Genomic DNA, 24,775 nt, shown 5'->3' with positions numbered 1-24,775 from the left:
ATCCTGGAATGTTCATCCCTACGGGGAGGGGCGCCGAGGTTTGCCGCTCCTGTCCAGATTTCGGACGCCTGAAACACATGCGTGCATGTTGTATCTATGCTGTGTGCATGCCTGCCGCGCCTCTCGCCCCCGCACAGCCGCCCAAGACCTCGCTCAAGCAGCCGCCCGCCGCCGAACGCGTCTACACCCACATCAAGGAAGCGGTCCTCGGCCGTCGCTACGAGGGCGGGACGCTCCTGACCGAAGGTGATCTCGCAGAGGCCGTGGGGGTCTCCCGCACGCCCGTGCGCGAGGCGCTGCTGAGGCTGGAGGTGGAGGGGCTGATCAAGCTCTACCCGAAGAAGGGTGCCCTGGTGCTCGCCGTCTCCGCGCAGGAGATCGCGGATGTGGTGGAGACCCGGCTGCTCGTCGAGGAGTTCGCCGTGCGCCGGGCCGTGCCGGCCTCGGCGCAGCTGATCGGCCGCCTCGAACATCTCCTGGAGGAGCAGCGGCAGCTGGCGGAGGCCGGGGACCTGGCCGCCGTCTCGGTGAAGGACCGCTGTTTCCACGCCGAGATCGTGCGGAACGCCGGCAACGAGATCCTTTCGCGGCTCTACGACCAGCTGCGCGACCGGCAGCTGCGGATGGGCGTCGCGGTGATGGAGGCCCACCCCGGCAGGATCGCCGCCAACATCACGGAGCACGGTGAGCTGCTGGAAGCCATCCGGGCCGGTGACGAGGACGGTGCCGCGCAGGTCGTGCGGCGCCATATCAGCCGGGTCAAGGTGCTGGTCAGGGGTGAGGACCGGTGAGCTCTGCCGCCGCTCCCACCCTGTCCCTGCCCGGTGATCCGCCCGGCGGCCGGCGTGCCGCCTGGGTGTGGGGCATCGGGGTCGCCGTCTACTTCGTCGCCATCATCTTCCGTACGAGCCTGGGGGTCGCCGGGCTCGACGCCGCCGACCGGTTCGACGTCAACGCCTCGGCGCTGTCGACCTTCTCCATCCTCCAACTGCTCGTCTACGCGGGCATGCAGATACCCGTCGGCCTGATGGTCGACCGGCTCGGCACGAAGAAGGTCCTCGCCATCGGGGCCGTCCTGTTCACGGTCGGGCAGCTGGGTTTCGCGCTCTCCCCCTCCTACGGAACGGCGCTTGCCTCCCGGGCGCTGCTCGGCTGCGGCGACGCGATGACGTTCATCAGTGTGCTGCGGCTCGGCAGCCGCTGGTTCCCGGCCCGGCGCGGGCCGCTGATCGGTCAGGTCGCGGCGCTCTTCGGGATGGCGGGCAACCTCGTCTCGACCCTCTTCATCGCCCGCGCGCTGCACGGCCTCGGCTGGACCACGACGTTCGCCGGGAGCGCGGTCGCGGGTGTGGTGGTGCTGGTGTTGCTGCTGCTGTTCCTCAAGGACCACCCCGAGGGGCATGAACCGCCGCCCGCCGAGCACGCCGGGTCCGCGTACGTCCGCAAGCAGATCGCCGCCGCGTGGCGGGAGCCCGGCACCCGGCTCGGCATGTGGGTGCACTTCACCACGCAGTTCCCGGCCATGGTGTTCCTGCTGCTGTGGGGGATGCCGTTCCTGGTGGAGGCGCAGGGGCTGAGCCGGGGGACCGCCGGTGAACTGCTCACCCTGGTGGTGCTCTCCAACATGGTGGTCGGGCTCGTCTACGGGCAGATCATCGCCCGCCACCACGCCGCGCGCGCCCCGCTCGCGCTGGGCACGGTGGGGCTGACGGCTCTGCTCTGGGCCGCCACGATCTTCCACCCGGGCGACCATGCGCCGATGTGGCTGCTGATCGTCCTGTGCACGGTGCTCGGAGCCTGCGGTCCCGCTTCGATGATCGGTTTCGACTTCGCCCGGCCAGCCAATCCTCCGGAGCGTCAGGGGACCGCGTCGGGAATCGTCAACATGGGCGGTTTCATCGCGTCGATGACCACACTGTTCGCGGTCGGTGTGCTGCTGGACGCGACCGGGGGCAACTACCGCGTCGCGCTCGCCTCGGTCTTCGTCCTGGAGGCGCTCGGCGTCGTACAGATACTGCGGCTGCATGCCAGGGCGACGCTCAGGGAACGCGACCACCATGTGGTCAGCCGGGTCGAAGCGGTTCACGTACCCGCGTAGCGCGGCGCACGACCGGCACGCGGGCGGAGCGCGGAGTGCGTGCGGCGCGTGCGGTTGGGCGGTGAACCGGCGGCGTGGTGAGGGGTGAACCGGCGGCGCGCCCGTCTCTCGTCCTCCGGGACGGGCGCCGCCGATCGGTACACCGTGTACGGGTTCCCGCACAGGGGACCGCGGCCGGGAAACTACGGCATGACGGCGAAGTTGTGCAGGATCGCCGCGGCCAGCTCCTGGTCGCCCTCGATCTTGATGCGGTCCGGGACCGCTGTCGCGCGGACCCGGCCGCAGGCCAGGCGGTAGTACGTCTCCCAGTCCATCGCGAGCGTCACCGCGGGGCCCAGCGACGGCGCGCCGTCGATCGAACCGCGGCCGTCCGCGTCGACCCGGACCGTTCGCAGGAACTCCAGCGGCCCGTGCACATCGAGCACGACGGCCGAATTGGCCGGAGCGCCCGCGTCCTTGGCGACCACCTTGGGGAGCCCCTGGAGCAGGGTGTCCCGCACGATGTGGGCGCCGGGGGAGTCCAGGTTGCCCGGGACGCCCAGCGTGACGCGCAGATCCTGCTCGTGCACCCAGAGATCGACGGCCCGCATGTGCAGCGCCACTTCGAGGGTCTGCTCCGCGCCGAGGGGCGCCCGGACCATCGTGTCGGGGGAGCGGTTCTCGTTGCGCAGCTGGCGGGCGCGGCGGATGAGCGTGTACTCCAGCTCGGAGGTCATCTCGGGCGCGGTGTGGTGGCGCCGTACGTCGACCTGCATCTCCATGTAGCGGGCGAAGTCGCTCTGCATGTGGTAGAGGTCGCGCGGCAGGGTGTGGATGGGGCGCGGGTCGCCGAGCATCTCGCACTCCATGCCGATGATGTGCGACACGACATCACGGACCGACCAGGCGGGGCAGGGCGTACGGCGGTTCCACTCCCCCTCGACGAGTGGCTTCACCAGCTCGGCTATCGCTTCGATGGAGTGGGTCGCGGCGTCGGTGTAGGTCTGGAGGCTGGGATGGACGGTCACGGGACCCCTCGTGCGGTTCTGCGGTGCATGGGCTGGGAGAGCAGGGCGTGCTGGCGGGCTGGCCGGCACTGACGACGCTGTCTGCGAGCTGCGTGGGAGGTTCGTTGGCTAAGTTACGCTGCGAGCAGGCACCCCGGCAGTGCTTTGGTGTGACGATCGTAGGCCCGCGTTGACGGCTCGAATGCCAGGACGGTGGTAGTGTGCGCGCCTCTCTCATCCAGATCGCAGTAGACCCGGACGAATCAGTCAATTCCCGTCGGAAACGCGCGGTTTCGCTGGTCATGGCCCAGCGCGGCGCGGATCTGGTGGTCCTTCCCGAGCTCTGGCCGGTCGGCGCGTTCGCGTACACCGACTTCGCCGCCGAGGCCGAACCCCTCCAGGGTCCCACCCATGACGTGATGGCAGGGGCCGCCGCCGAGGCGGGGGTCTGGCTGCACGCGGGCTCGTTCGTCGAGCGGGCCGCGGACGGCACTCTTTACAACACCTCGCTCGTCTTCTCGCCCGAGGGCGAACGCCGTGCCGTGTACCGCAAGATCCACCGCTTCGGCTTCGACAAGGGCGAGGCGGTCATGATGGGCGCGGGCGAGGAGCTGGTCACGGCCGCACTCCCGCAGACCACGCTCGGCCTCACCACGTGCTACGACCTCCGCTTCCCGGAGCTGTACCGCGGGCTCGTGGACGCGGGCGCCGAGACCCTGATCGTCGCGGCGGGCTGGCCGGAGCGCCGCCGGGCCCACTGGACGCTCCTCGCGCAGGCCCGCGCCGTCGAGAACCAGTCGTACGTCCTGGCCGTCGGCACCGCGGGCACCCACGGCGGGGTCGAGCAGGCCGGGCACAGCATCGCCGTCGACCCGTGGGGCCAGATCCTGGCCGAGGCGGGCGGGGGCGAGGAGGTGCTGAGCGTGGAGTTCGACCCGGCGAAGGTGGCCACCACGAGGGAGCAGTTCCCCGCGCTGAAGGACCGCCGGCTGGGACTGGACACGCCGCAGGACGTGGCCCCGCCGCGCTGAGGTGCGGCTACGCCCTTCGGTGGGTCGGTTTCACGTGAAACCGACCCACCGAAGGGCGGGTGCCGGGCCACGCGGCGCATGCGGGCCCGGCTTCCCCCTCCCGGCCCCGCCGCCTCACTCCCCGCGCCCCTCACGCTCCTTGTCCGCGAGCACGATCACGCACATCGACACGGCGATGAGCAGCGCGGCGTCGGCCTCCTCGCGCACGACATCGATGCCGTACGTGTCCCGGATCGTCAGCAGGCGCCGGGAGATCTGTGCCAGCAGCTCCCCGTCGTAGTCGATGGCGAACTCGCGGTCCAGGATCCTGCCGCTGACATCCAGCTCCGTGCCGTCCACCAGCGTCACCCGGTAGTGGTTGCGCAGCAGCGAGAGCCGCTTGCGCCTGACCCTGGCGAGTTCCTCGCCCCCGCGCTCGATGACCATCGTGTCGCGCAGACTGACCAGCTTCTGCCGCAGTTCGACGAGTACCCGGCCGTCGCGGTCCTTCAGCTCGAAGGTGTCGCGCACCCGCAGGGCCTTGCCGTCGACGAGGAAGACCTTGCGCCCCTCGGTGTCCTCGATCCAGTAGTCGTCACCGACAGCGAACAGCCGCTCACGTACGAGAAGTCTCATGAGCCACAGGTTCTCCCGCGCCCCGGCGGAATGCGCGCAGGTTGGCGTGATGTTGACTTGTGGCATGGGTACACGTGCACGCGTCCGCGCCCCCGAGCTCATCGGCAGGGGCGGCTGGCTCAATACAGGCGACCGGCAGTACACCCTCGCCGATCTGCGGGGACGCATCGTCATCCTGGATTTCTGGACGTTCTGCTGTGTGAACTGTCTGCATGTCCTCGATGAGCTGCGCGAGCTGGAGGAGAAGCACCGCGACACCGTGGTGATCGTCGGTGTCCACTCGCCGAAGTTCGTGCACGAGGCCGAGCACCAGGCCGTGGTCGACGCCGTCGAGCGCTACGAGGTCCATCACCCGGTCCTCGACGACCCCGAGCTGGCCACCTGGAAGCAGTACGCCGTGCGCGCCTGGCCGACGCTGGTCGTCATCGACCCCGAGGGCTATGTGGTCGCCCAGCACGCGGGCGAGGGTCACGCCCACGCCATCGAGAAGCTCGTCCAGGAGCTGGAGGCCGAGCACTCGGCGAAGGGGACGCTGCGGCGCGGTGACGGCCCGTACGTCGCGCCCGAGCCCGTCGCCACGCATCTGCGCTTCCCGGGCAAGGCGCTGGCGCTCCCGGACGGTGGCTTCCTGGTCTCCGACACCACGCGGCACCGGCTGGTCGAGCTGGACGCGGACGGCGAGAGCGTGCGCGGGCACTACGGCAGCGGCGAGCGGGGTCTGGCGGACGGGGGGCCGGCCGACGTCAGGTTCAGCGAACCGCAGGGCCTCGCCGTGCTCCCGGACGGGCGGATCGCCGTCGCGGACACCGTCAACCACGCGATCCGTGTCCTCGATCCGTCGACGGGCGTCACGAGCACCCTCGCCGGTACCGGCCGCCAGTGGTGGCAGGGCTCGCCCACCAGCGGCCCGGCGCGCGAGGTGGACCTGTCCTCGCCGTGGGACATCGCGTGGTTCGCCGGACGGCTGTGGATCGCCATGGCGGGCGTGCACCAGCTGTGGACGTACGACCCGGAGAGCGCGACCGTACGGGTCGCGGCCGGGACGACGAACGAGGGCCTGGTCGACGGGCCCGCCGATGAGGCGTGGTTCGCCCAGCCCTCCGGGCTCGCCGCCTCGGCCGACGGGGAGCGGCTGTGGATCGCCGACTCGGAGACGTCCGCGCTGCGCTGGATCGACCGGGACGGACATGTGCACACGGCCGTCGGATCCGGCCTGTTCGACTTCGGCCACCGTGACGGTGCCGCCGCCCAGGCGCTGCTCCAGCATCCGCTGGGCGTGACCGTGCTGCCCGACGGGTCCGTCGCCGTCTGCGACACGTACAACCACGCCCTGCGGCGCTACGACCCCGCGAGCGGCGAGGTCACCACACTGGCCACCGATCTGCGGGAGCCGAGCGACGCCGTGCTGGTCGACGGTGACCTGGTCGTCGTCGAGTCCGCCCGCCACCGGCTGACCCGGCTGCGGCTGCCCGAGGAGGCCGTGCGTGTCGAGGACCGGGCGCATCGCACCCGGCGCGCGGCCACCGAGGTCGCCCCCGGCACACTCCGGCTCGACGTGGTCTTCCAGGCGCCCGCCGGACAGAAGCTGGACACCCGGTACGGGCCCTCGACCCGGCTGCTGGTCTCCGCGACCCCGCCCGAGCTGCTGGCGGAGGGGGCCGGGCCCGGCTCCGACCTGGGCCGTGATCTGGTGCTGGCGGACGGGTTCACCGAAGGCGTCCTGCATGTCTCCGCGATGGCGGCGTCGTGCGACGACGACCCGCTCAACGAGTACCCGGCCTGCCACGTCCACCAACAGGACTGGGGCGTCCCCGTCCGCGTGACCGCGCGGGGAGCGGCCCGGCTGCCGCTGGTGCTGGCGGGGATGGACGCGCAGGACTGACCGCGCGGCGCGAGGCGCGGGGCGCGGTGGCGGGGTGCCGCGCTCACGCCTCGTCCGCGAGCCTCCGCACGGCCTGTTCGTGCCGTCTGCGGTACTCCGCCCGCGCCGTCACCCGCAGCAGTGCCGCCAGCGCCCGTACCGCGCCCTCGTCGTATCCGGCGCGTTCCGCTTCCGTGGCCGCCCGGTCCAGCAGACCGATTCCGTCGCCCTCCTCGCCGAGCGCCAGATGTGCCTCCCCGCTGACGGTCAGCAACAGCACCCGTCGGGCCACCTCTTCGTCCTCCGGCCCCAGTTCGAGCGCGGTCCGGGCGGATTCGAGGGCTTCGGCGGGACGGTTCGCGGTGAGCTGCATCCGGGCGAGGTGCTTGAGGCCGAGCATCTCGGTGTGCCGGTCCCGCTCCTCGCGGGCCAGCCCGACCGCCCGTGCGCAGCCCTCCAGCGCCGCGTCGAACCCGCCCTGTTCGGCCTGGACGACGGACAGGTTGATCAGCGCGGTCGCCTCTCCGAGCCGGTCACCGGCCTGCCGGGCGAGGCCCGGCGAGTGCTCCAGCAGGGCGACGGCCTCGGCGGTCCTGCCCTCCTCCGCCAGCACCCACCCGAGCAGGGTGATCACCCGTGATTCGGCGTACGGGTCCCGCTGGGCGCGGGCGGCGTCGAGCGCGAGTTCCAGCATCGGGGCCCAGCTGTCCCGTACCCGCCACACGATCTGCGGCCACTGGAGCAGAACGATCCGCCAGGCCCGGTCGTCGAGACCGGCGTTGCGGGCGGCGACGGCCGCCAGCGCCAGATCGTCGCGCTCGGTGGCCAGCCACCGCATCGCCGTCTCCCGGCAGCCGAAGTCCCGGACGGCGGACGGGCGGCGGTAGCCGTCCGGCAGGACGAAGCAGGGCTCCCCGCCGGGTTCGGCGGTGTCGGCGGCGGCCAGCGCGGTGGCGATGTAGTGGTCCAGCACACCGAGGAGGGCCCGGGGCGCGGAGGCGGGGTCGAGCCCGCGGGCGTAGAGGCGTACGAGGTCGTGGAGCACCCACCGTCCGGGCGCTCTCTCGGTGACGAGATGGGCCGCCGCGAGCCGCTCCAGCGCCGCCGCGGCGGTGACCGGATCGGTCTCCGCGAGCGCGGCGGCCGCGTACGGGTCGAAGTGGCTGCCGGGATGGTGACCGAGCCGGGCCAGCTGACGCACGCAGTCCGGCGGCAGATGCTGCACGGTCAGCCGCAGCGCGGCCGAGACACCGGTGTCGTCCACATCGAGGTACGCCAGCCGGCCGCGCTCGTCGGCCAGCTCGTCGGCCAGTGCGGCGAGGGTCCACTGCGGACGTCCGGCCAGCCGGGCCGCGGTGACGCGCAGCGCGAGCGGCAGTCCGCCGCAGAGTTCGGCGAGCCGGCGGGCGGCGACCGGCTCGGCCAGGACCCTCTCCTCACCGAGCACCCCGGCGAGCAGGGCCGTGCCGTCGTGCGGTTCGAGCGTGTCGAGCGGTACGGGGCGGGCCGCGTCCGAGGCGATGAGGCCCTCCAGCCGGTGGCGGCTGGTGACCAGCGTGACGCAGTCGGTGCCGCCCGGGAGCAGCGGCCTGACCGTGGCGGAGTCGCGGGCGTTGTCGAGGATCACCAGCAGCCGGCGCCGGTCGGTCAGGGTACGGAAGAGCGCGGCGGCGGCGGGGACGGATTCCGGGACTCGGCGCGGTGCGACGCCGAGGGCCAGCAGGAACTCGCGCAGAACCTCGATCAGCGCCGGCTCGCCCGTGTCGCTGAACCCGCGCAGGTCGGCGAAGAGCCGTCCGTCCGGGAAGGCCGCGGGGCTGCGGTGGGCCCATTGGAGGGCCAGCGCGGTCTTGCCCACGCCCGCCGGGCCGGTGACCAGACAGACGGGTGCCTCGCCCGCCGCCGCGCGGGTGAGGGCGGCCAGTTCGGTGACCCGCCCGTGGAAGCCGCGGGGTGCGCGGGGCAGCAGGTCGGTGGGGTGCGGCTCGCCGGTGGCGGACAGCGGCGTGGGGAGGGGCCGGGGCGGTACGGGGACGGCGGGGGCCGCCGGGGCGGAAGAGGTGGAAGGGGCGGAAGAGGTGGAAGGGGCGGAAGAGGTGGTGGTGACGGAGGCGGCGGTGATGGAGGGGGCGGCGGCTTCCCGTGTCGCCTCCGTACCGTTGCGCCGGTCCGCCGCCGGGCGCGCGGCGGGCACCGGGCCTGCGGTGCCCGCCGGGGCGGTGACCGCGGCGGGCACCGCAGACCCAGTGCCCGCCGCGGGGCCGTCGGGTCCGGGGTCGCCGCGCAGGATCAGCGCGTACGCGTCGGCGAGTTCATGTCCGGGATCGATCCCCAGCTCGTCGGCGAGCAGCCGCCTCGTGCGGTGGAACCGGTCCAGCGCCTCCGACTGACGCCCCGCCCGGTACAGCGCCATCATCAGCGCCGCCGCCAGCGACTCCCGCATCGGGTGGGTGACCGCCTCCGCGCCCAGCACGGCCGCGGCGCGGTTGTGCTCCCCCAGCGCCGAGTAGGACCGCGCCAGCTGCTCGACCGTCGCCAGCCGCGACTCCTCCAGCGAGTGCGCGGCGGCCCGGAGCGGTGCCCCGGTGAAGGCCCCGGTCAGCGCCGGGCCCTGCCACAGGGACAGCGCCTCCTTGAGCATCAGTACGGAGTCGGCGGGGTCGCGCTGCTCCCGCGCCAGCATCAGCAGTTCCTCGAACCGCTGGGAGTCCAGCAGGGTCTCCGGTATCCGCAGCACATACGCGTCACCGAGGGTGACCAGTTCCACCCCGTACGCCACCGCGTCCGCGCCCATCAGGAGGGCGCGCAGCCGGGAGACATGGCCCTGGATGACACTGCGGGCCTGGAGCGGAGGGGTGTCGTCCCAGAGGGAGTCCGTCAGCCGGCCGATGGACACCGGTGTGTTGGCGGACAGGAGCAGCGCGGCGAGCAGACTGCGCCGTTTGGCGGGTCCGAGCGGCAGCGGCCCGGTGAGCGTGTCGACGGAGACGGTGCCGAGCAGCCGGAACTCCACGAACGGCTTCCCTTCCGGGCAGGACGCACCCGCGGTCGGGGCGTGGAACGGTGCTCAGAATATCGGGGAGCCGTGGTGCCGGCGAAGGGGTCACACCTGGTCAAAGGCGTGGGGTCCGTCCGGACGCCCGGTCACTGATAGGGGCGGTCGTCCTCGGACACGACGGTGGTGGTGGGCGGTACGACCATGCGGCGGCGGCGCGCGACGCTCATGTGGACGAAGACGCCGACGACGCCGACGATCATCATGATCCAGCCGACCAGACCGACGTTGACGGTGTCCATTTCCCAGTCGGTGGCGAAGGCGAGTATCGCCCCGGCGCCGATGAGAAGAATGCATCCTCCGAGTCCCATGTGATTCTGCCTCCTCGACGGCCCGGTCACTCCGGGCCGTGTACGACCGGGTACCCGGTCCGGCGACGACCATGTCCCGGGAGCGGCGGGGGAGACGGCGGGGCGCCGGGGACACCCGGCTGTCGGGGTCCCCGGCGCCCCGGGGTGTCGGACGCGCCGGCGGTCAGCCGGCCAGGAACGCCGCCAGCGCGTTCGCCAGCAGATACGGGTCGTCGGCGCCGCACAGCTCACGGGCGCTGTGCATGGAGAGGATGGCGACACCGACGTCGACGGTCTGGATGCCGTGCCGGGCGGCGGTGATCGGCCCGATGGTGGTGCCGCAGGGCATCGAGTTGTTGGAGACGAAGGTCTGCCAGGGCACGCCGGCCTTCTCGCACGCGGCCGCGAACACGGCCCGGCCGCCGCCGTCGGTCGCGTACCGCATATTGACGTTGACCTTGAGGATCGGCCCGCCGTTGGCCACCGGGTGGTGCGTCGGGTCGTGCCGCTCGCCGTAGTTGGGGTGCACGGAGTGGCCGGTGTCGGAGGAGAGGCAGACGGTTCCGGCGAAGGCCCTGGCGCGGTCCTCGTACGAACCGCCGCGGGCGAACACGGAGCGCTCCATGACCGTGCCGAGCAGCGGTCCGTCCGCACCCGTGTCGGACTGCGAACCGTTCTCCTCGTGGTCGAAGGCCGCCAGCACCGGGATGTACGGGATCTCCTCGTCCGGCTGTCCGGCGACGGCGGCCAGCGCGGCGGTCGCGGCGTGCACGGAGAGCAGGTTGTCCATCCGCGGCCCGGCCACCAGCTCCCGGTCCCGGCCCAGGTAGGCCGGCGGCTCGACGGCATGCGGCATCAGGTCCCAGCCGGTCACGTCCGCGGCGTCGACACCGGCCTCCTCGGCGACGAAGCCGATCAGGTCGCCCTCCGCGACATCGCCGAGTCCCCAGATCGGCTGCATGTGCTTCTGGCGGTCGAGCTTGAGCCCTTCGGTGTTCACCGAGCGGTCCAGGTGCACGGCCAGCTGCGGTACGCGCAGCAGCGCCCGGTCGATGTTCACCAGCCGGTGGGTGCCGTCCTTGAGCGAGATCCGCCCGGCGAGGCCCAGATCGCGGTCCAGCCAGGTGTTGAGCAGCGGCCCCCCGTAGACCTCCACCGCGACCTGCCGCCAGCCGTACGCGCCCGTGTCGGGCAGCGGCTTCACGCGCAGGTTCGGGGAGTCGGTGTGCGCCCCGGCGATCCGGAACGGGGTGTGCGGACCCGCGCCCTCCGGTACGTACCAGGCGACGATCGCCCCGCCGCGCAGGACGTACTTCCCCCCGGTGGAAGCGTCCCAGGCCGCGGTCTCCTCGACCTGGCGGAAGCCGGCCTTCTCCAGCCGGGCCGCGGCGTTGGCCACGGCGTGGTACGGGGACGGGCTGGCCGCCAGGAAGGACATCAGGTCGTCGGTGTGCGCGCGGTCGAACCGGAGGGGAGAACTCATGTTCTTCACTGTAACGAGGACCGCCCGGGAGAATCGCCGGTTGGCCGAGGGTGGTGCATGCCGATCATGCGCTCCGCGTGTGCGGTACGTGCGCCCCGCGTGTGCCTACCGTGAGGGAAGCTTCGCCGAGGGCTTCCCGCCGTCCTGCGCCTGCTGCGCACGCTTGGCGAACATGCCGCTGAACGCGGTGAGATCGCGGTCGGAGGTCTCGTCCTCGCCGGTGGTGCCCGTGCTGATGCCGAGCACGGCAGTACCGACCCGGACCTGCGCGATCGTCGCCGGACCGCCCATGGTGCCCACGTCGGCACGGTTCGCCAGACGCTGGTCGCCGAGGTCGCCGAGGCCCACCTTCCGCGCGCCCACCCCCACCCGGTCGCCGCCGTACCACTTCGCCAGGGCGTCGTACGCGGTGCCGGCGGCCTTCTCGTCCTTGTAGGCGAGCACCCAGAAGTTGAGCGAGGTCCTGTCGGACGTCCGTGCGTAGGCGGAGGCACCCCAGGAGGTGGCGCCCAGGCAGATCTCGTCCGCCTTCTTCTCCTCGGTGACACGGCACACCGAGGGCGGGAACTCCGGGTCCGGCTTCAGGGCCCCCGGCTCCAGGTGGGTCCGCCAGCCCGGTACGGCCGCCGCGTCCGGCAGGACCGACTCGACCTGCTTCCGGTCGAGCGCCGCGGCCCGCGCCCCGCCCCCGTCACCGCCGCCGCACCCGGTGAGCAGCACCGCCGCCGCTCCCGCCGCCGCGCCGCCCCGCACGTACCGTCGCCGCTTCGCCATCGTGTCCCTGCCCCCGTTGGACGAGTGGTCCGGACGACCGGTCCGGACGAGTGATCCCGTTTTCCTGCGCGTTCCCGCCGGGCTCTACGAGCCGAGCCCCGCCGACGGCTCGTCGCCGTCCTGCGCCTGCTGCGACCGCTGCGCGAACAGGGCCGCGAGGTCCTTGGCGAGGCCCTTGTCCAGCTTGGCCTCGCTGGGGGCGTCCGTGGCCGCCCACAGCACCGTCGTGCCCACCCGGATCTGCCCGGTGACGCTGTGGGCGCCGCTGTACCCCTGGGGTCCGGTACGGGCGTCACGCTCGTCGCCCACGGTGCCCAGGTCGGCCTTCTCGCCGCCGTTCGTGCGCGCGGTCGCCTTCCACAGGACGTCGTAGGCGGCGTCGGCGGCCTTCTCGTCCTCGAACGCGACCAGCCAGAACCGGACCGCGGCCTCCCGGTCCTCGCGCTCGAAGGAGACGGAGCCCATGTAGCTGGAGTCCTCGCACCCGGCGTGGCCCTTGTTGGGGCAGATGTTGCTCTTGGCGAGGTCGTTCATCGGCGCGGTCGAGGAGTCCCCGCTGCGCTTCCAGCCCGGCATCGCGTCCTGGTCCGGCAGCAGCGCCGCCACCTGGGACTTGTCGAGCGCCGTCGCCTTGCCGTCGCTGCCTTTGTCACCGCCGCCGCAGCCGGTGAGCAGCAGCGCCGCCGCTCCGGCCGCCGCACACCGTACGGACCACCTTCGCGGGGCCGAACCCTTGGCACTCACGAATGAACCTCCCCCTCGGACCTGGATGCCGATCATAGATACGGCCCGCCCCCGGAGCAGGGGGCGGGCCGTATCGATTCGGTGCCGGAGTGCGGCCGGAACCGGAGCCGGTGTGCCGGACCGCGGGAGGAGCGGAGGGACGCGGCCTAGAACGCGGCCTCGTCCAGCTCCATCAGCGAGTTGTCGACGGACTCGGCGAGCGCGCGCTCGGCCGAGACGCCGGGCAGGATGTTCGCGGCGAAGAACTTCGCGGCGGCGATCTTGCCCTGGTAGAAGGCGATGTCCCTCGCGGAGGCGGTCGGCAGCTTCTCGGCCGCCACGGCCGCGCCCTTGAGCAGCAGGTAGCCGACGACGACATCGCCGGAGGCCAGCAGCAGGCGGGTGGTGTTGAGGCCCACCTTGTAGATGTTCTTGACGTCCTCGCCGGTCGCGGTGAGGTCGGTGATCATCGCGCCGACGATCGCCTCCAGGTCCACGGCGGCCTTGGCGAGGGAGTCCAGCGAGCTCGCCAGCTCCTCGTTGCCCTGTGCGCCCGAGAGGAACTTCTTGATCTCCTCGGAGAGGGCGTTCAGCGAGGCGCCCTGGTCGCGGACGATCTTCCGGAAGAAGAAGTCCTGGCCCTGGATCGCCGTGGTGCCCTCGTACAGGGTGTCGATCTTGGCATCACGGATGTACTGCTCGATCGGGTACTCCTGGAGGTACCCGGAGCCGCCGAACGTCTGGAGCGACTGCGCCAGCTGCTCGTACGACTTCTCGGAGCCGTAGCCCTTCACGATCGGGAGCAGCAGGTCGTTGAGGCCGTGCAGCGCCTTGGCGTCCTCGCCCGCGGCCTCCTTCTCCTGGATCGCGTCCTGGACGGAGGCGGTGTACAGCACGAGGGAGCGCATGCCCTCGGCGTACGCCTTCTGGGTCATGAGCGAGCGGCGCACGTCGGGGTGGTGCGTGATGGTGACCTTGGGCGCCGTCTTGTCCATGAACTGCGACAGGTCCGTGCCCTGGACGCGCTCCTTGGCGTACTCCAGCGCGTTCAGATAGCCGGTGGAGAGGGTCGCGATGGCCTTCGTGCCGACCATCATGCGGGCGAACTCGATGATGCGGAACATCTGGCGGATGCCATCGTGCTTGTCGCCGATCAGCCAGCCCTTGGCGGGGTGCTGGTCGCCGAACGTCATCTCGCAGGTGTTGGACGCCTTGAGGCCCATCTTGTGCTCGACGTTCGTCGCGTACACACCGTTGCGCTCGCCCAGCTCGCCGGTGGTCCAGTCGAAGTGGAACTTCGGGACCATGAAGAGCGAGAGGCCCTTCGTGCCGGGGCCGGCGCCCTCGGGGCGGGCCAGCACGTAGTGAATGATGTTCTCGGACATGTCGTGCTCGCCCGACGTGATGAAGCGCTTCACCCCGTCGATGTGCCAGGAGCCGTCCTCCTGCTCCACGGCCTTGGTGCGCCCGGCGCCGACGTCGGAACCGGCGTCCGGCTCGGTCAGCACCATCGTCGAGCCCCACTGCTTCTCGACGGCGATCTCCGCGATCTTCTTCTGCGCCTCGTTGCCCTCGTCGAAGAGGATGCCGGCGAACGCCGGGCCGGAGGAGTACATCCAGACGGCCGGGTTCGCACCGAGCAGCAGCTCCGCGTAGCCCCAGATCAGGGAGCGCGGGGAGGTGGTGCCGCCGATCTCCTCGGGCAGCCCCAGGCGCCAGTACTCGGAGTCCATGAAGGCCTGGTACGACTTCTTGAAGCTCTCCGGGACCGGTGCGGTGTTGGTCTCCGGGTCGAAGACCGGCGGGTTGCGGTCGGCGTCGGCGAAGGAGTCGGCGAGCTCGTTCTCCGCGAGGCGGTTGACCTCGTCGAGGATGCTCTTCGCGGTTTCGACGTCCATCTCCGCGAACGGGCCGGCGCCGTAGACCTTGTCGCGCCCGAGGACCTCGAAGAGGTTGAACTCGATGTCGCGGAGATTCGACTTGTAGTGCCCCATGGGAAGGCTCCGTAATCAATAGCAGTGGCGCACAGCGCCCCGGGGAGTGATGCGGGTCGGGCGGCAGGCCGGCGTGGGTGTATCAGCTGACCTCTCCGATGATGCTACCCGTCAGTAATAAGGCGCAACCCCTCAAGGCGCAGATGTGTCCGATTACTCTTTGCGGCATGTACGGCTACGACCAGAACCAGGGTGCACAGCAGCAGATGGCCGGCGGTTACGCCGAGCAGCCGCTGTATCCCGAGCCTTCGCCGCCCTCCCTGGCCGATGCGGTACGGGCCTTCACCACCGGCTCGCTGTCCGCCGAGGACTTCCAGCAGATCTTCGCCACGTCGAAGGTCTACTGCCCGCGCGGCGACAATCCCGGCTTCCTCGCCCTCCACAACACCCAGCAGCCGGTGATCCCGATGTTCACCACGCTCAAGGAGTTGCGGCGGTACGCGGGCAAGGAGTCCAAGTACTTCGTGATCACCGGCGCCGAGGTGATCGATCTGCTGCCGACGGGGTACGGCTTCGTCCTGGACATGGAGGGCGATCACCGGATGGTCTTCGACGCCAAGGCGGTGGAGCAGATGGTCGATTTCGCGATGCGCCGCATGTACGGCTGATCGCCTCCGCCGGACAGCGCGGGGAGGGCCCGCACCACTCGTGGTGCGGGCCTTCTCGCTGCCCGGGAATGAAAGCCGCCTTGCGAGATGTTCACTGTTCAACTAAATTGGACGCAGAACACTCGCCCGGAGGTGGCTTCCATGCCCGCAGTGACCGTCGAAAACCCGCTGACCCTGCCCAAGGTCGCCGCCCCGGGCGACGCCGCGGCCCGTCCCGTGCTCGCCGTCACGACCGCGCCGAGCGGGTTCGAGGGCGAGGGCTTCCCGGTGCGCCGCGCGTTCGCGGGGATCAACTACAAGTACCTCGACCCGTTCATCATGATGGACCAGATGGGCGAGGTGGAGTACGAGGCCGGGGAGCCGAAGGGCACCCCCTGGCACCCGCACCGCGGCTTCGAGACCGTCACCTATCTGATCGACGGAACCTTCGTCCACCAGGACTCCAACGGCGGCGGCGGCACCATCCGCAACGGGGACACCCAGTGGATGACGGCCGGCTCCGGCCTCCTGCACATCGAGGCCCCGCCGGAGTCCCTCGTCATGTCCGGCGGCCTCTTCCACGGCCTCCAGCTCTGGGTGAACCTGCCCAAGGCCGACAAGATGATGGCCCCCCGCTACCAGGACATCCGCGGCGGCCAGGTCCAGCTCCTCGCCTCCCCGGACGGCGGCGCGCTGCTGCGTGTCATCGCCGGTGAGCTCGACGGGCACGAGGGCCCGGGTATCACGCACACGCCGATCACCATGATCCACGCGACCGTCCGGCCGGGCGCCGAGGTGACACTGCCCTGGCGCGAGGACTTCAACGGACTCGCGTACGTGATGGCCGGCCGCGGCACCGCCGGTACGGAGCGCCGCCCTGTCCACATGGGGCAGACCGCGGTGTTCGGCAGCGGTTCCTCGCTGACCGTCCGCGCGGACGAGCAGCAGGACGCCCACGCCCCGGACCTGGAGGTCGTCCTTCTCGGCGGCCGTCCGATCCGCGAGCCGATGGCGCACTACGGGCCGTTCGTGATGAACAGCCAGGCCGAGCTGAAGCAGGCCTTCGAGGACTTCCAGGCCGGCCGTCTCGGCACCGTGCCCGCGGTCCACGGTATGTGACGTTCGCCATGCGACGTTTGCTCACTCGTACGGAGGTGCGGGTGGGCCGACGGGCTCCCGCTGTGATCGGGTGGGAGGGTGCATACCCAAAAGCCCCTCCTGCCCGACACCGCGCGGCGCACGGCCGCCTGGTGCGGTGTCGTCCTGCTGGTCACCGGTGTCGCAGCGGTCGCCATCTGGCTGTGCATCGTCTTCAAGACCGCGATCACGCCCGTGCTGCTCGCCCTGCTCGGTACGGCGCTGCTCGGCCCCGTCCACCGCTGGCTGATCGCCCGTAAGCTGAATCGTTCCCTTGCCGCCGGTCTGACCTGCGCCGCGCTCGTCGCGGTGGTCGGCGGAGCCGGCTACATCGTCGTCACCGCGCTCATCGACAGCGGCGATCAGATCGTCGCCTCGCTGAAGGACGCCGGGCAGTGGGTGGTCGACCACTTCGGCATCGCCGAGGACGCGAACGTGAACAGCCTCGCCGACAACGCCAAGACCTTCGTCGAGAAGTTCGGCGCGAGCGCGGCGGGCGGGCTGCTCAGCGGAATCAGCCTGGTCGGATCGCTGCTGGCGACCAGTGTGCTCGCCCTGCTGCTGACCTTCTTCTTCCTTCGCGACTCCGACCGTGCCGTGAACCTCGCCCACTCCATCGCCCCGCGCGGCACCGGGGAGCTGGTGGAGGCCATGGGGCGGCGGGCCTTCGAGGCGGTCGAGGGCTTCATGCGCGGCACCACGTTCATCGCGCTGATCGACGCCCTGTGCATCACGGTCGGCCTGCTGGTCCTGGAGGTGCCCGGCGCGGTGGGGCTGGGGGCGCTGGTCTTCGTCGGCGCGTACATCCCGTATCTCGGGGCCTTCATCTCCGGCGCCGTCGCCGTCCTGGTCGCCCTCGCCGACCGGGGCCTCGTCATCGCCCTCTGGGCGCTGGGGGTCGTGCTCGCGGTCCAGGTGCTGGAGGGCCACGTACTCCAGCCGATGATCCAGAGCCGTACGGTCCAGATGCACCCGGCCATGATCATGGTCGCGCTGACCGCGGGCGCCAGTGTCGCCGGGCTGCTGGGAATGCTGCTGGCGGTACCGCTGTGCGCGGCGGCCTTCGGTGTGATCGGGGAACTGAGAAGGGGGCACGGGGGACCCTCGGACACCGCGACGGAGCCGGACCAGCCCGGACCGTCCGGCCCGCCGGGCAGCGCCCCCGAGCCGTCACCCGGCGCCTGAGCCGTCACCCGGCGCCTGCCCGTCCGCGTCCTTTCCCGGCCCGGCCGACTCGTACAGCTCGAACCAGATCGACTTGCCCTCGCCCCGCGGGTCGACCCCCCATGAGTCCGCCAGCATCTCCATGAGCACCAGCCCCCGTCCGCTGGAGGCCATCTCGCCGGGCCGCCGCTTGTGCGGCAGTTCGTCGCTGGCGTCGGCCACCTCGACACGGAGCCGCCGCCCGCCCCGCCCACCGGCCGCCTCGGCGACCATCAGCGCGTCGCCGTCCGTGTGGACCAGGACATTGGTGGCCATCTCCGAGAGCATCAGGACCGCCGAGTCGACCTGGTCCGGGTCGGCCCAGTCGTGCAGGAGTTCCCGCAGCTGCTGCCGGGCGACGGCGACCCGCTCGGGCTCGGCCTGGGCGATCGTCATCGCGGTGCGGCGCGGCTGCGCGACCCGGACCGCGGTGCTCTCGCGGCGGAGCACCAGCACCGCGATGTCGTCCTCGCGGCGGTCCGCCAGAGGCCCCGTCGTGTAGTGCGAGGTGGGCCCGTGCACGGCCTGGACCAGGGCGTCGGCGAGCTTCTCCAGGTCGTCGACGGGCTGTTCCAGAACCGGCCGGAGCCGGGTCCATCCGGTGACCAGGTCGTGCCCGCCGGTCTCGATGAGCCCGTCCGTGCACAGCACGATCGTTTCTCCGGGCTCCAGGACCACTCGGGTCGTCGGATAGTCCGAGTCCTCCTCGATGCCCAGCGGCAGCCCGCCCGCGGTCTGCCGGATGACCGCGGTGCCGTCGACACTGATCACCACCGGGTCCGGATGACCGGCACGGGCGATGTCGAGCGTTCCGCCGACCGGGTCCACTTCCGCGTACAGGCAGGTCGCGAAGCGCGGAGCCGTGGCTTCGTCGCCGCCCCCGTCGCCCGGCTCCTCGTACGCCTCGGTGAGTCCGGCGAGGAAGCGCGAGGCCCGGGAGAGCACGGCGTCGGGGCGGTGCCCCTCGGAGGCGTAGGCGCGCAGGGCGATGCGGAGCTGGCCCATCAGACCGGCCGCCCGCACGTCATGGCCCTGGACGTCGCCGATGACGAGCGCGATACGGCCGGTGGGCAGCGGGATCATGTCGTACCAGTCGCCGCCGACCTGGAGTCCGCCGCCGGTCGGGATGTAGCGCGCCGCCACCGTCATCCCGGGGATGTCCGGTCCCAGGGACGGCATCATCGAGCGCTGGAGCCCCAGGGACAGTTCGCGTTCGGTCTCGGCGACACCGGCGCGGGCCAGCGCCTGCGCGAGCATCCGGGCGACGGTCGTGAGCACGGCGCGCTCGTCGGGGGAGAACGCCACGGGGTGCCGGAACCCCGCCATCCAGGCCCCCATCGTGCGGCCCGCGGAGACCAGGGGCAGGAAGGCCCAGGACTGGCGCCCGAAGCGGCGGGCGAGCGGCCAGGTGGCCGGGTAGCGGCTCCGGTAGTCGTCGGGGGAGGGGAGATAGATGGCCCGCCCCGTCCGGACGACCTCGGCGGCCGGGTAGTCGGTCTCCAGCGGCATGTCGGTGAACGGTTCCTCGTCCCCCGTGCTGTGCCCGTGGTGCCCGATGATGGTCAGCCGCTCCCCGGCGGCGCCGAAGACGGCGAGCCCGTCCGGCGAGAACCCCGGCATGGAGAGCGAGGCGGCGACCCGCAGCACCTCCTGGGTGGATCGGGCCTCGGCCAGTGCCCGCCCCGCGTCCAGCAGGAACGCCTCCCTGGACCGGCGCCAGTCCCCGGTGATGGAGGTGTGCGCGGCGGTGGCGCCCGGCTGGGGCTCGGCGACCTCCTGGAGCGTGCCCATCAGCACATAGCTCTCGGCGCCGTGCTCGGCCGGGTAGGTCGGCTTGGACCTGCTGCGTACGGTGCGCAGGACCCGGCCCCGCTCGTCCACGATCCGCAGCCGGGCCTCGGCCAGGGTGCCTTCGGCGACCGCCAGATTGACGACCCCGTAGATCTCGTTCCAGTCGACCGGGTGGAAACGGGAGCGCACCGCGGACTCCCGGTAGACGCCGGGCTCGGCGGGCAGCCCGAGCAGCCGGGCCGCCTCCCCGTCGAGGGTGACCGTGCCGGCGGCGTTGTCCCAGCGCCACAGACCTGTCGCGATCGCGGCCAGGATTTCCTCGGTGCGCATTGCCCCACTTTAGGAAGATGTACTCGGCCGACGCCACCGAGGGATGGCCGTACGCGGGCATCCGCGGCCCCTACGGATGATCTTGAACGGTCAAAGGCAATGAAGTGGTGCGGGCGCGGGCGGTAGCCTGGGGTGGCTGAATCCACCCCGAACCGCGAAGACTGGATGAACGACGATGCATCGGTACAGGTCCCACACCTGCGGCGAGCTCCGCGCCTCTGACGTCGGCACCGACGTCCGGCTGAGCGGCTGGCTGCACAATCGCCGAGACCTGGGTGGCATCCTCTTCATCGATCTGCGCGACCACTACGGTCTGGTGCAGCTCGTCGCCCGCCCCGGCACGCCCGGCAACGACGCCCTGTCGAAGCTGACCAAGGAGACCGTCGTCCGTATCGACGGCAAGGTCTCCGCCCGGGGCGCCGACAACGTCAACCCGGAGCTGCCGACCGGTGAGATCGAGATCGAGGTCACCGAGGTCGAGGTGCTGGGCGAGGCCGCCCCGCTGCCCTTCACGATCAACGCCGAGGACGGGGTCAACGAGGAGCGGCGTCTGGAGTACCGCTTCCTGGACCTGCGCCGCGAGCGCATGCACCGCAACATCATGCTGCGCACCGCCGTCATCTCCGCGATCCGGCACAAGATGACCGCCCTCGGCTTCAACGAGATGGCGACCCCGATCCTCACCGCGACCTCTCCCGAGGGCGCCCGTGACTTCGTGGTCCCGTCCCGGCTGAACCCCGGCAAGTTCTACGCCCTGCCGCAGGCCCCGCAGCAGTTCAAGCAGCTGCTGATGATCTCGGGCTTCGACCGGTACTTCCAGATCGCGCCGTGCTTCCGCGACGAGGACGCCCGCGCCGACCGCTCGCCGGGCGAGTTCTACCAGCTCGACGTCGAGATGTCCTTCGTCGAGCAGGAGGACATCTTCCGGCCGATCGAGAAGCTGATGACCGAGCTCTTCGAGGAGTTCGGCAACGGCCGCCATGTCACCTCGCCGTTCCCGCGCATCCCGTTCCGCGAGTCGATGCTGAAGTACGGCAACGACAAGCCGGACCTGCGGGCCCAGCTGGAACTGGTCGACATCTCCGACATCTTCGCGGACTCCGAGTTCAAGGCGTTCGCCGGCAAGCACGTCCGCGCCCTCCCGGTGCCGGACACCGCGGGCCAGTCCCGGAAGTTCTTCGACGGCCTCGGTGCCTACGCCGTCGAGCACGGTGCCAAGGGCCTCGCCTGGGTGCGTGTCGGCGAGGACGGCACGCTGGCCGGTCCGATCGCCAAGTTCCTCACCGAGACGGACGTCAAGACCCTCACCGAGCGGCTGTCGCTGGTCCCCGGCCACGCGGTCTTCTTCGGCGCGGGCGAGTTCGACGAGGTCTCCAAGATCATGTCGGTCGTCCGGGTCGAGGCCGCCAAGCGGTCCGGCAACTTCGAGGAGGGCGTCTTCCGGTTCTGCTGGATCGTCGACTTCCCGATGTACGAGAAGGATGAGGAGACCGGGAAGATCGACTTCTCGCACAACCCCTTCTCGATGCCCCAGGGCGGACTTGAGGACCTGGAGACGAAGGACCCGCTGGACATCCTCGCCTGGCAGTACGACATCGTCTGCAACGGCATCGAGCTGTCCTCCGGCGCCATCCGTAACCACGAGCCCGAGCTGATGCTCAAGGCCTTCGAGATCGCCGGTTACGACCGCGAGACCGTCGAGCACGAGTTCGCGGGCATGCTCCGCGCCTTCCGCCTCGGCGCCCCGCCGCACGGCGGGATCGCCCCGGGCGTCGACCGCATCGTGATGCTGCTCGCGGACGAGCCGAACATCCGCGAGACGATCGCCTTCCCGCTCAACGGCAACGCCCAGGACCTGATGATGGGCGCTCCCACCGAGCTGGACGAGACCCGCCTGCGGGAGCTGAACATCCAGCTGCGCAAGCCGGTCGCCTCCTCGAAGGACAAGACCGAGAAGTAGGCTCCGCGCCCGTTTCACGTGAAACAGTCCCCGGTCACCTGATCGGGGACTGTTTCGTTGTGCGGGGCCCCGTGTGTGACGGGCCGTGCGGGGCCGACGGGCGACGAGCGGGAACTGCGGCGCACCCAACTCACCGGCGCGTACGGGCACGTGGACTTCGGGCCCGTCCCGCCCCGGTCACCGGTACAGCCGGATGGCCCCGGTCCGGATTCGGCCGGGCCGGGCCCGGCAAAGACTGGCACCTGAGACCACCGTGCCGTGCCGTGCCGGCCGCCGGAACCACCGAGGAGCCCGCCACCGTGTCCGTCCCCCGCCGCCCGTCCCTCCGTTCCACCGCCCCGATCCTCCTTCTGATCCTGCTCCTCACCGGCTGCTCCATGGTCGCCCCGGATGCCACGGACGCCTCGCCCGCCGGTCCCCCGCGCGGTGCGGCGGGCCCGGAACCCGCGGTGGAGGCCATGCGTGCCGCCCCGTCCAGCCCCGCACCGCCCGCCCGTCCCGCCGAGATCCCGGGCCTGGGCCCGGGGACCAGGGCCCTGATCCCGTCCACCGCGCTCCAGGCGTTCGTGGTGACCGGCGAGGCCGCCGACTCCCACCGGGCCACCGCCGCGCTCTACACCCGGGACGCCCCGGCGAGGAGCTGGAGAAGGCTGACCGCCCCCTGGCCCGCGCACAACGGGATGAAGGGGTGGACGGACCTCCATGTCTCGGGCGACCTCAAGTCCCCCAACGGCGTCTACTCGCTCACCGACGCGGGCGGCAGGCTGCCCGACCCCGGCTCACGGCTGCCGTACGACGAGCAGCCGCACTTCGCGGTGAGCGGCGACGGGTTCTTCGGCGAACCCCTGGAGGGGTCCTTCGACTACGTGGTCGCCATCAACTACAACCGCGCGGAAGGCGTCAGTCCCCTGGACCGCGCCCGGCCGCTCGGTCTGGAGCGTGGCGGCGGCATCTGGATCCATGTGGACCACGGCGGACCGACCCAGGGCTGTGTCTCGCTCCCGGAGGAGCGGATGAAGGAACTCCTGCTCACCCTCGACCCGGCGAAGAAGCCGGTGATCGTGATGGGCGACGCCGCCGCGCTGGGGCGCTGAGACCGTGCCGCGGCAGACCTCGGCGCACAGGGGCCCGGGACCGATGAGTGATCGGTCCCGGGCCCCTGTGCTGTCCGATCCGGACGAAGAGCCTAGGCGGCCGGCTTCTCCTCCAGACGCGGGAACAGCACCGCGCCCTTGGTGACGGTCGTACCGGCGGGCAGCAGACCCCAGGTGCCCGCGTCCTGGACCCGCTGGCCGGCCAGGGCGCCCAGGGACGCCTCGGCGCCCAGCGACTCCCACAGCTTCTGCGAGGTGTCCGGCATGACGGCGTTCAGCAGGACCGCGACCCCGCGCAGCGCCTCGGCGGCGGTGTACAGGATCGTCGCGAGCCGCGCCTGGCCCTCCGCGGAGGTGTCCTTGGCGACCTTCCACGGCTCCTGCTCCGTGATGTAGCCGTTGACCTGCTTCACGAAGTCGAAGATGGCCAGGATGCCCGCCTGGAAGTCCAGCTCCTCGCCGATCAGCCGGTCGGCCGCGGTGACCGCCGCCGCCAGACCTTCCTGGACGGCCCGCTCGGCCTCACCGGCGGCCGTGGCCTCCGGCAGCGCGCCGCCGAAGTACTTGCCGACCATGGCGGCGACGCGCGAGGCGAGGTTGCCGTAGTCGTTGGCGAGCTCGGAGGTGTAGCGGGCGGAGAAGTCCTCCCAGGAGAACGAGCCGTCGCTGCCGAACGCGATGGCGCGCAGGAAGTACCAGCGGTACGCGTCCACGCCGAAGTGCGAGGTCAGGTCCTGCGGCTTGATGCCGGTCAGGTTCGACTTCGACATCTTCTCGCCGCCGACCATCAGCCAGCCGTTGGCCGCGATCCGGCCCGGCAGCGGAAGCCCCTGCGCCATCAGCATCGCGGGCCAGATGACCGCGTGGAAGCGCAGGATGTCCTTGCCGACCAGGTGCACATCGGCCGGGAAGGTCCCGTCGAACTTCTCCTGGTTGGCGCCGTAGCCGACCGCCGTCGCGTAGTTGAGCAGCGCGTCGATCCACACATAGATGACGTGCTTCTCGTCCCACGGCACCGGGACGCCCCAGTCGAAGGTCGAGCGGGAGATCGACAGGTCCTGAAGGCCCTGCTTGACGAAGTTGACGACCTCGTTGCGGGCCGACTCGGGCTGGATGAAGCCGGGGTTGGCCGCGTAGAACTCCAGCAGCTTCGGGCCGTACTCGCTCAGCTTGAAGAAGTAGTTCTCCTCCTTGAGGATCTCCACCGGCTTCTTGTGGATCGGGCACAGCTTCGTGCCGTCCTCGGCCTCGATGAGATCGCCCGGGAGCTTGTACTCCTCGCAGCCCACGCAGTACGGGCCCTCGTACCCGCCCTTGTAGATCTCGTCCTTGTCGTACAGGTCCTGCACGAACTCCTGCACACGGTCGGTGTGCCGCTTCTCCGTCGTACGGATGAAGTCGTCGTTCGCGATGTTCAGATGCTCCCAGAGGGGCTTCCACGCCTCTTCGACGAGCTTGTCGCACCAAGCCTGCGGAGTGACGTTGTTCGCCTCGGCAGTGCGCATGATCTTCTGACCGTGCTCGTCCGTGCCGGTGAGGTACCACACCTTCTCGCCACGCTGGCGGTGCCAGCGGGTGAGCACGTCGCCTGCGACGGTCGTGTAGGCGTGGCCCAGGTGAGGAGCGTCGTTGACGTAGTAGATGGGGGTCGATACGTAGAAGGAATTCACGCCTTCGCCCCCTGCTTCTCGGATCCAGTGGCCGCCATGGTCGAAATCCTAACGGCCCGTGGGAGCTCCCCTCACATCGATAAACGCCGCCGG

Annotated in this window: 18 protein-coding genes and 1 pseudogene; 9 read left to right on the top strand and 10 right to left on the bottom strand. The window is 71.1% G+C overall.

Going from position 1 to position 24,775, the window contains the following annotated elements:
• The first annotated feature begins 107 nt into the window (after positions 1 to 107).
• Positions 108 to 791 carry a GntR family transcriptional regulator gene (locus ABT170_RS05720; protein ID WP_351864330.1) on the top strand — a complete coding sequence of 228 codons (684 nt, stop codon included), beginning with the start codon at positions 108 to 110 and terminating at the stop codon, positions 789 to 791.
• Entirely contained in the window at positions 788 to 2,098 is a 1,311-nt protein-coding gene (locus tag ABT170_RS05715) for an MFS transporter (RefSeq protein WP_329944636.1), read from the top strand. The genes ABT170_RS05720 and ABT170_RS05715 overlap by 4 nt, the downstream gene beginning before the upstream one ends.
• A 182-nt stretch (positions 2,099 to 2,280) precedes the next feature.
• Here the strand turns inward: ABT170_RS05715 and ABT170_RS05710 are convergent, their stop codons facing one another.
• On the bottom strand, positions 2,281 to 3,105 hold the full coding sequence (locus ABT170_RS05710) for a maleylpyruvate isomerase family mycothiol-dependent enzyme (protein WP_329944635.1): 825 nt from the start codon (positions 3,103 to 3,105) through the stop codon (positions 2,281 to 2,283).
• A 200-nt stretch (positions 3,106 to 3,305) separates the two neighbouring features.
• Between ABT170_RS05710 and ABT170_RS05705 the strand changes: the two genes are divergently transcribed.
• Positions 3,306 to 4,115 (top strand): carbon-nitrogen family hydrolase, encoded by an 810-nt coding sequence (locus ABT170_RS05705; RefSeq protein ID WP_329944634.1) that lies wholly within the window; start codon positions 3,306 to 3,308, stop codon positions 4,113 to 4,115.
• A gap of 114 nt (positions 4,116 to 4,229) precedes the next feature.
• On the opposite strand, the gene ABT170_RS05700 is transcribed toward ABT170_RS05705, so the two are convergent.
• On the bottom strand, positions 4,230 to 4,730 hold the full coding sequence (locus tag ABT170_RS05700; RefSeq protein WP_329944633.1) for an LURP-one-related/scramblase family protein: 501 nt from the start codon (positions 4,728 to 4,730) through the stop codon (positions 4,230 to 4,232).
• Between the two features lie 64 nt (positions 4,731 to 4,794).
• On the opposite strand from ABT170_RS05700, the gene ABT170_RS05695 reads away from it, so the two are divergent.
• Entirely contained in the window at positions 4,795 to 6,612 is a 1,818-nt protein-coding gene (locus ABT170_RS05695) for an NHL domain-containing thioredoxin family protein (RefSeq protein WP_351864325.1), read from the top strand.
• Between the two features lie 43 nt (positions 6,613 to 6,655).
• Here the strand turns inward: ABT170_RS05695 and ABT170_RS05690 are convergent, their stop codons facing one another.
• The 6 genes from ABT170_RS05690 to ABT170_RS05665 form a co-directional block, all read right to left on the bottom strand.
• Positions 6,656 to 9,604, bottom strand: coding sequence for an AfsR/SARP family transcriptional regulator (locus tag ABT170_RS05690; protein ID WP_351864323.1), 2,949 nt, complete (start codon positions 9,602 to 9,604; stop codon positions 6,656 to 6,658).
• 131 nt (positions 9,605 to 9,735) lie between these two features.
• Positions 9,736 to 9,957: a DUF6458 family protein gene (locus ABT170_RS05685; RefSeq protein WP_351864321.1), complete on the bottom strand. Its 222-nt coding sequence runs from the start codon at positions 9,955 to 9,957 to the stop codon at positions 9,736 to 9,738.
• Positions 9,958 to 10,120: 163 nt separating this feature from the next.
• A complete protein-coding gene (locus ABT170_RS05680; protein WP_329944629.1) occupies positions 10,121 to 11,419 on the bottom strand; it encodes a M18 family aminopeptidase in 1,299 nt (432 codons plus the stop codon).
• A 105-nt stretch (positions 11,420 to 11,524) separates the two neighbouring features.
• Positions 11,525 to 12,193, bottom strand: a complete 669-nt coding sequence (locus ABT170_RS05675; protein ID WP_351864318.1) for a hypothetical protein — start codon at positions 12,191 to 12,193, stop codon at positions 11,525 to 11,527.
• Between the two features lie 84 nt (positions 12,194 to 12,277).
• On the bottom strand, positions 12,278 to 12,937 hold the full coding sequence (locus ABT170_RS05670; protein ID WP_329944627.1) for a hypothetical protein: 660 nt from the start codon (positions 12,935 to 12,937) through the stop codon (positions 12,278 to 12,280).
• A 146-nt stretch (positions 12,938 to 13,083) separates the two neighbouring features.
• Positions 13,084 to 14,910: an acyl-CoA dehydrogenase gene (locus ABT170_RS05665; protein WP_329944626.1), complete on the bottom strand. Its 1,827-nt coding sequence runs from the start codon at positions 14,908 to 14,910 to the stop codon at positions 13,084 to 13,086.
• 167 nt (positions 14,911 to 15,077) lie between these two features.
• On the opposite strand from ABT170_RS05665, the gene ABT170_RS05660 reads away from it, so the two are divergent.
• The 3 genes from ABT170_RS05660 to ABT170_RS05650 all read left to right on the top strand — a co-directional run bounded on the left by ABT170_RS05660 (position 15,078) and on the right by ABT170_RS05650 (position 17,819).
• On the top strand, positions 15,078 to 15,518 hold the full coding sequence (locus tag ABT170_RS05660) for an SseB family protein (RefSeq protein WP_266922271.1): 441 nt from the start codon (positions 15,078 to 15,080) through the stop codon (positions 15,516 to 15,518).
• A 141-nt stretch (positions 15,519 to 15,659) separates the two neighbouring features.
• Positions 15,660 to 16,616: a pirin family protein gene (locus ABT170_RS05655; RefSeq protein ID WP_329944625.1), complete on the top strand. Its 957-nt coding sequence runs from the start codon at positions 15,660 to 15,662 to the stop codon at positions 16,614 to 16,616.
• A 78-nt stretch (positions 16,617 to 16,694) separates the two neighbouring features.
• Complete coding sequence (locus ABT170_RS05650) at positions 16,695 to 17,819, top strand: AI-2E family transporter (RefSeq protein WP_329944624.1); 1,125 nt, start codon at positions 16,695 to 16,697, stop codon at positions 17,817 to 17,819.
• Here ABT170_RS05650 and ABT170_RS05645 read toward each other — a convergent pair.
• On the bottom strand, positions 17,805 to 19,958 hold the full coding sequence (locus tag ABT170_RS05645; protein ID WP_329944623.1) for an ATP-binding SpoIIE family protein phosphatase: 2,154 nt from the start codon (positions 19,956 to 19,958) through the stop codon (positions 17,805 to 17,807). The two genes, ABT170_RS05650 and ABT170_RS05645, sit on opposite strands and share 15 nt — an antisense overlap.
• A gap of 175 nt (positions 19,959 to 20,133) precedes the next feature.
• Between ABT170_RS05645 and aspS the strand changes: the two genes are divergently transcribed.
• Together aspS and ABT170_RS05635 are read left to right on the top strand one after the other, a co-directional pair.
• Positions 20,134 to 21,918 (top strand): aspartate--tRNA ligase, encoded by a 1,785-nt coding sequence (aspS, locus tag ABT170_RS05640; protein ID WP_329944622.1) that lies wholly within the window; start codon positions 20,134 to 20,136, stop codon positions 21,916 to 21,918.
• 299 nt (positions 21,919 to 22,217) lie between these two features.
• Positions 22,218 to 23,012 (top strand): L,D-transpeptidase family protein, encoded by a 795-nt coding sequence (locus tag ABT170_RS05635; RefSeq protein WP_351864311.1) that lies wholly within the window; start codon positions 22,218 to 22,220, stop codon positions 23,010 to 23,012.
• Positions 23,013 to 23,104: 92 nt separating this feature from the next.
• Here ABT170_RS05635 and metG read toward each other — a convergent pair.
• Positions 23,105 to 24,720, bottom strand: a pseudogene (metG, locus tag ABT170_RS05630) (methionine--tRNA ligase).
• Positions 24,721 to 24,775 lie beyond the last annotated feature (55 nt).

The sequence above is a fragment of the Streptomyces sp. NPDC001787 genome (genome assembly GCF_040297465.1).
Lineage (GTDB): Bacteria > Actinomycetota > Actinomycetes > Streptomycetales > Streptomycetaceae > Streptomyces.
Note: the sequence above shows the minus strand (reverse complement) of the source record. Positions and strands in the feature narration are given on the sequence as shown.

Coding starts and splice junctions, on each gene's coding strand:
- ABT170_RS05695 (WP_351864325.1), top strand. CDS start 4,795: ATGGGTACACGTGCACGCGTCCGCGCCCCCGAGCTCATCGGCAGGGGC.
- ABT170_RS05675 (WP_351864318.1), bottom strand. CDS start 12,193: ATGGCGAAGCGGCGACGGTACGTGCGGGGCGGCGCGGCGGCGGGAGCG.
- aspS (WP_329944622.1), top strand. CDS start 20,134: ATGCATCGGTACAGGTCCCACACCTGCGGCGAGCTCCGCGCCTCTGAC.
- ABT170_RS05655 (WP_329944625.1), top strand. CDS start 15,660: ATGCCCGCAGTGACCGTCGAAAACCCGCTGACCCTGCCCAAGGTCGCC.
- ABT170_RS05660 (WP_266922271.1), top strand. CDS start 15,078: ATGTACGGCTACGACCAGAACCAGGGTGCACAGCAGCAGATGGCCGGC.
- ABT170_RS05645 (WP_329944623.1), bottom strand. CDS start 19,958: ATGCGCACCGAGGAAATCCTGGCCGCGATCGCGACAGGTCTGTGGCGC.
- ABT170_RS05665 (WP_329944626.1), bottom strand. CDS start 14,910: ATGGGGCACTACAAGTCGAATCTCCGCGACATCGAGTTCAACCTCTTC.
- ABT170_RS05680 (WP_329944629.1), bottom strand. CDS start 11,419: ATGAGTTCTCCCCTCCGGTTCGACCGCGCGCACACCGACGACCTGATG.
- ABT170_RS05685 (WP_351864321.1), bottom strand. CDS start 9,957: ATGGGACTCGGAGGATGCATTCTTCTCATCGGCGCCGGGGCGATACTC.
- ABT170_RS05700 (WP_329944633.1), bottom strand. CDS start 4,730: ATGAGACTTCTCGTACGTGAGCGGCTGTTCGCTGTCGGTGACGACTAC.
- ABT170_RS05720 (WP_351864330.1), top strand. CDS start 108: ATGCCTGCCGCGCCTCTCGCCCCCGCACAGCCGCCCAAGACCTCGCTC.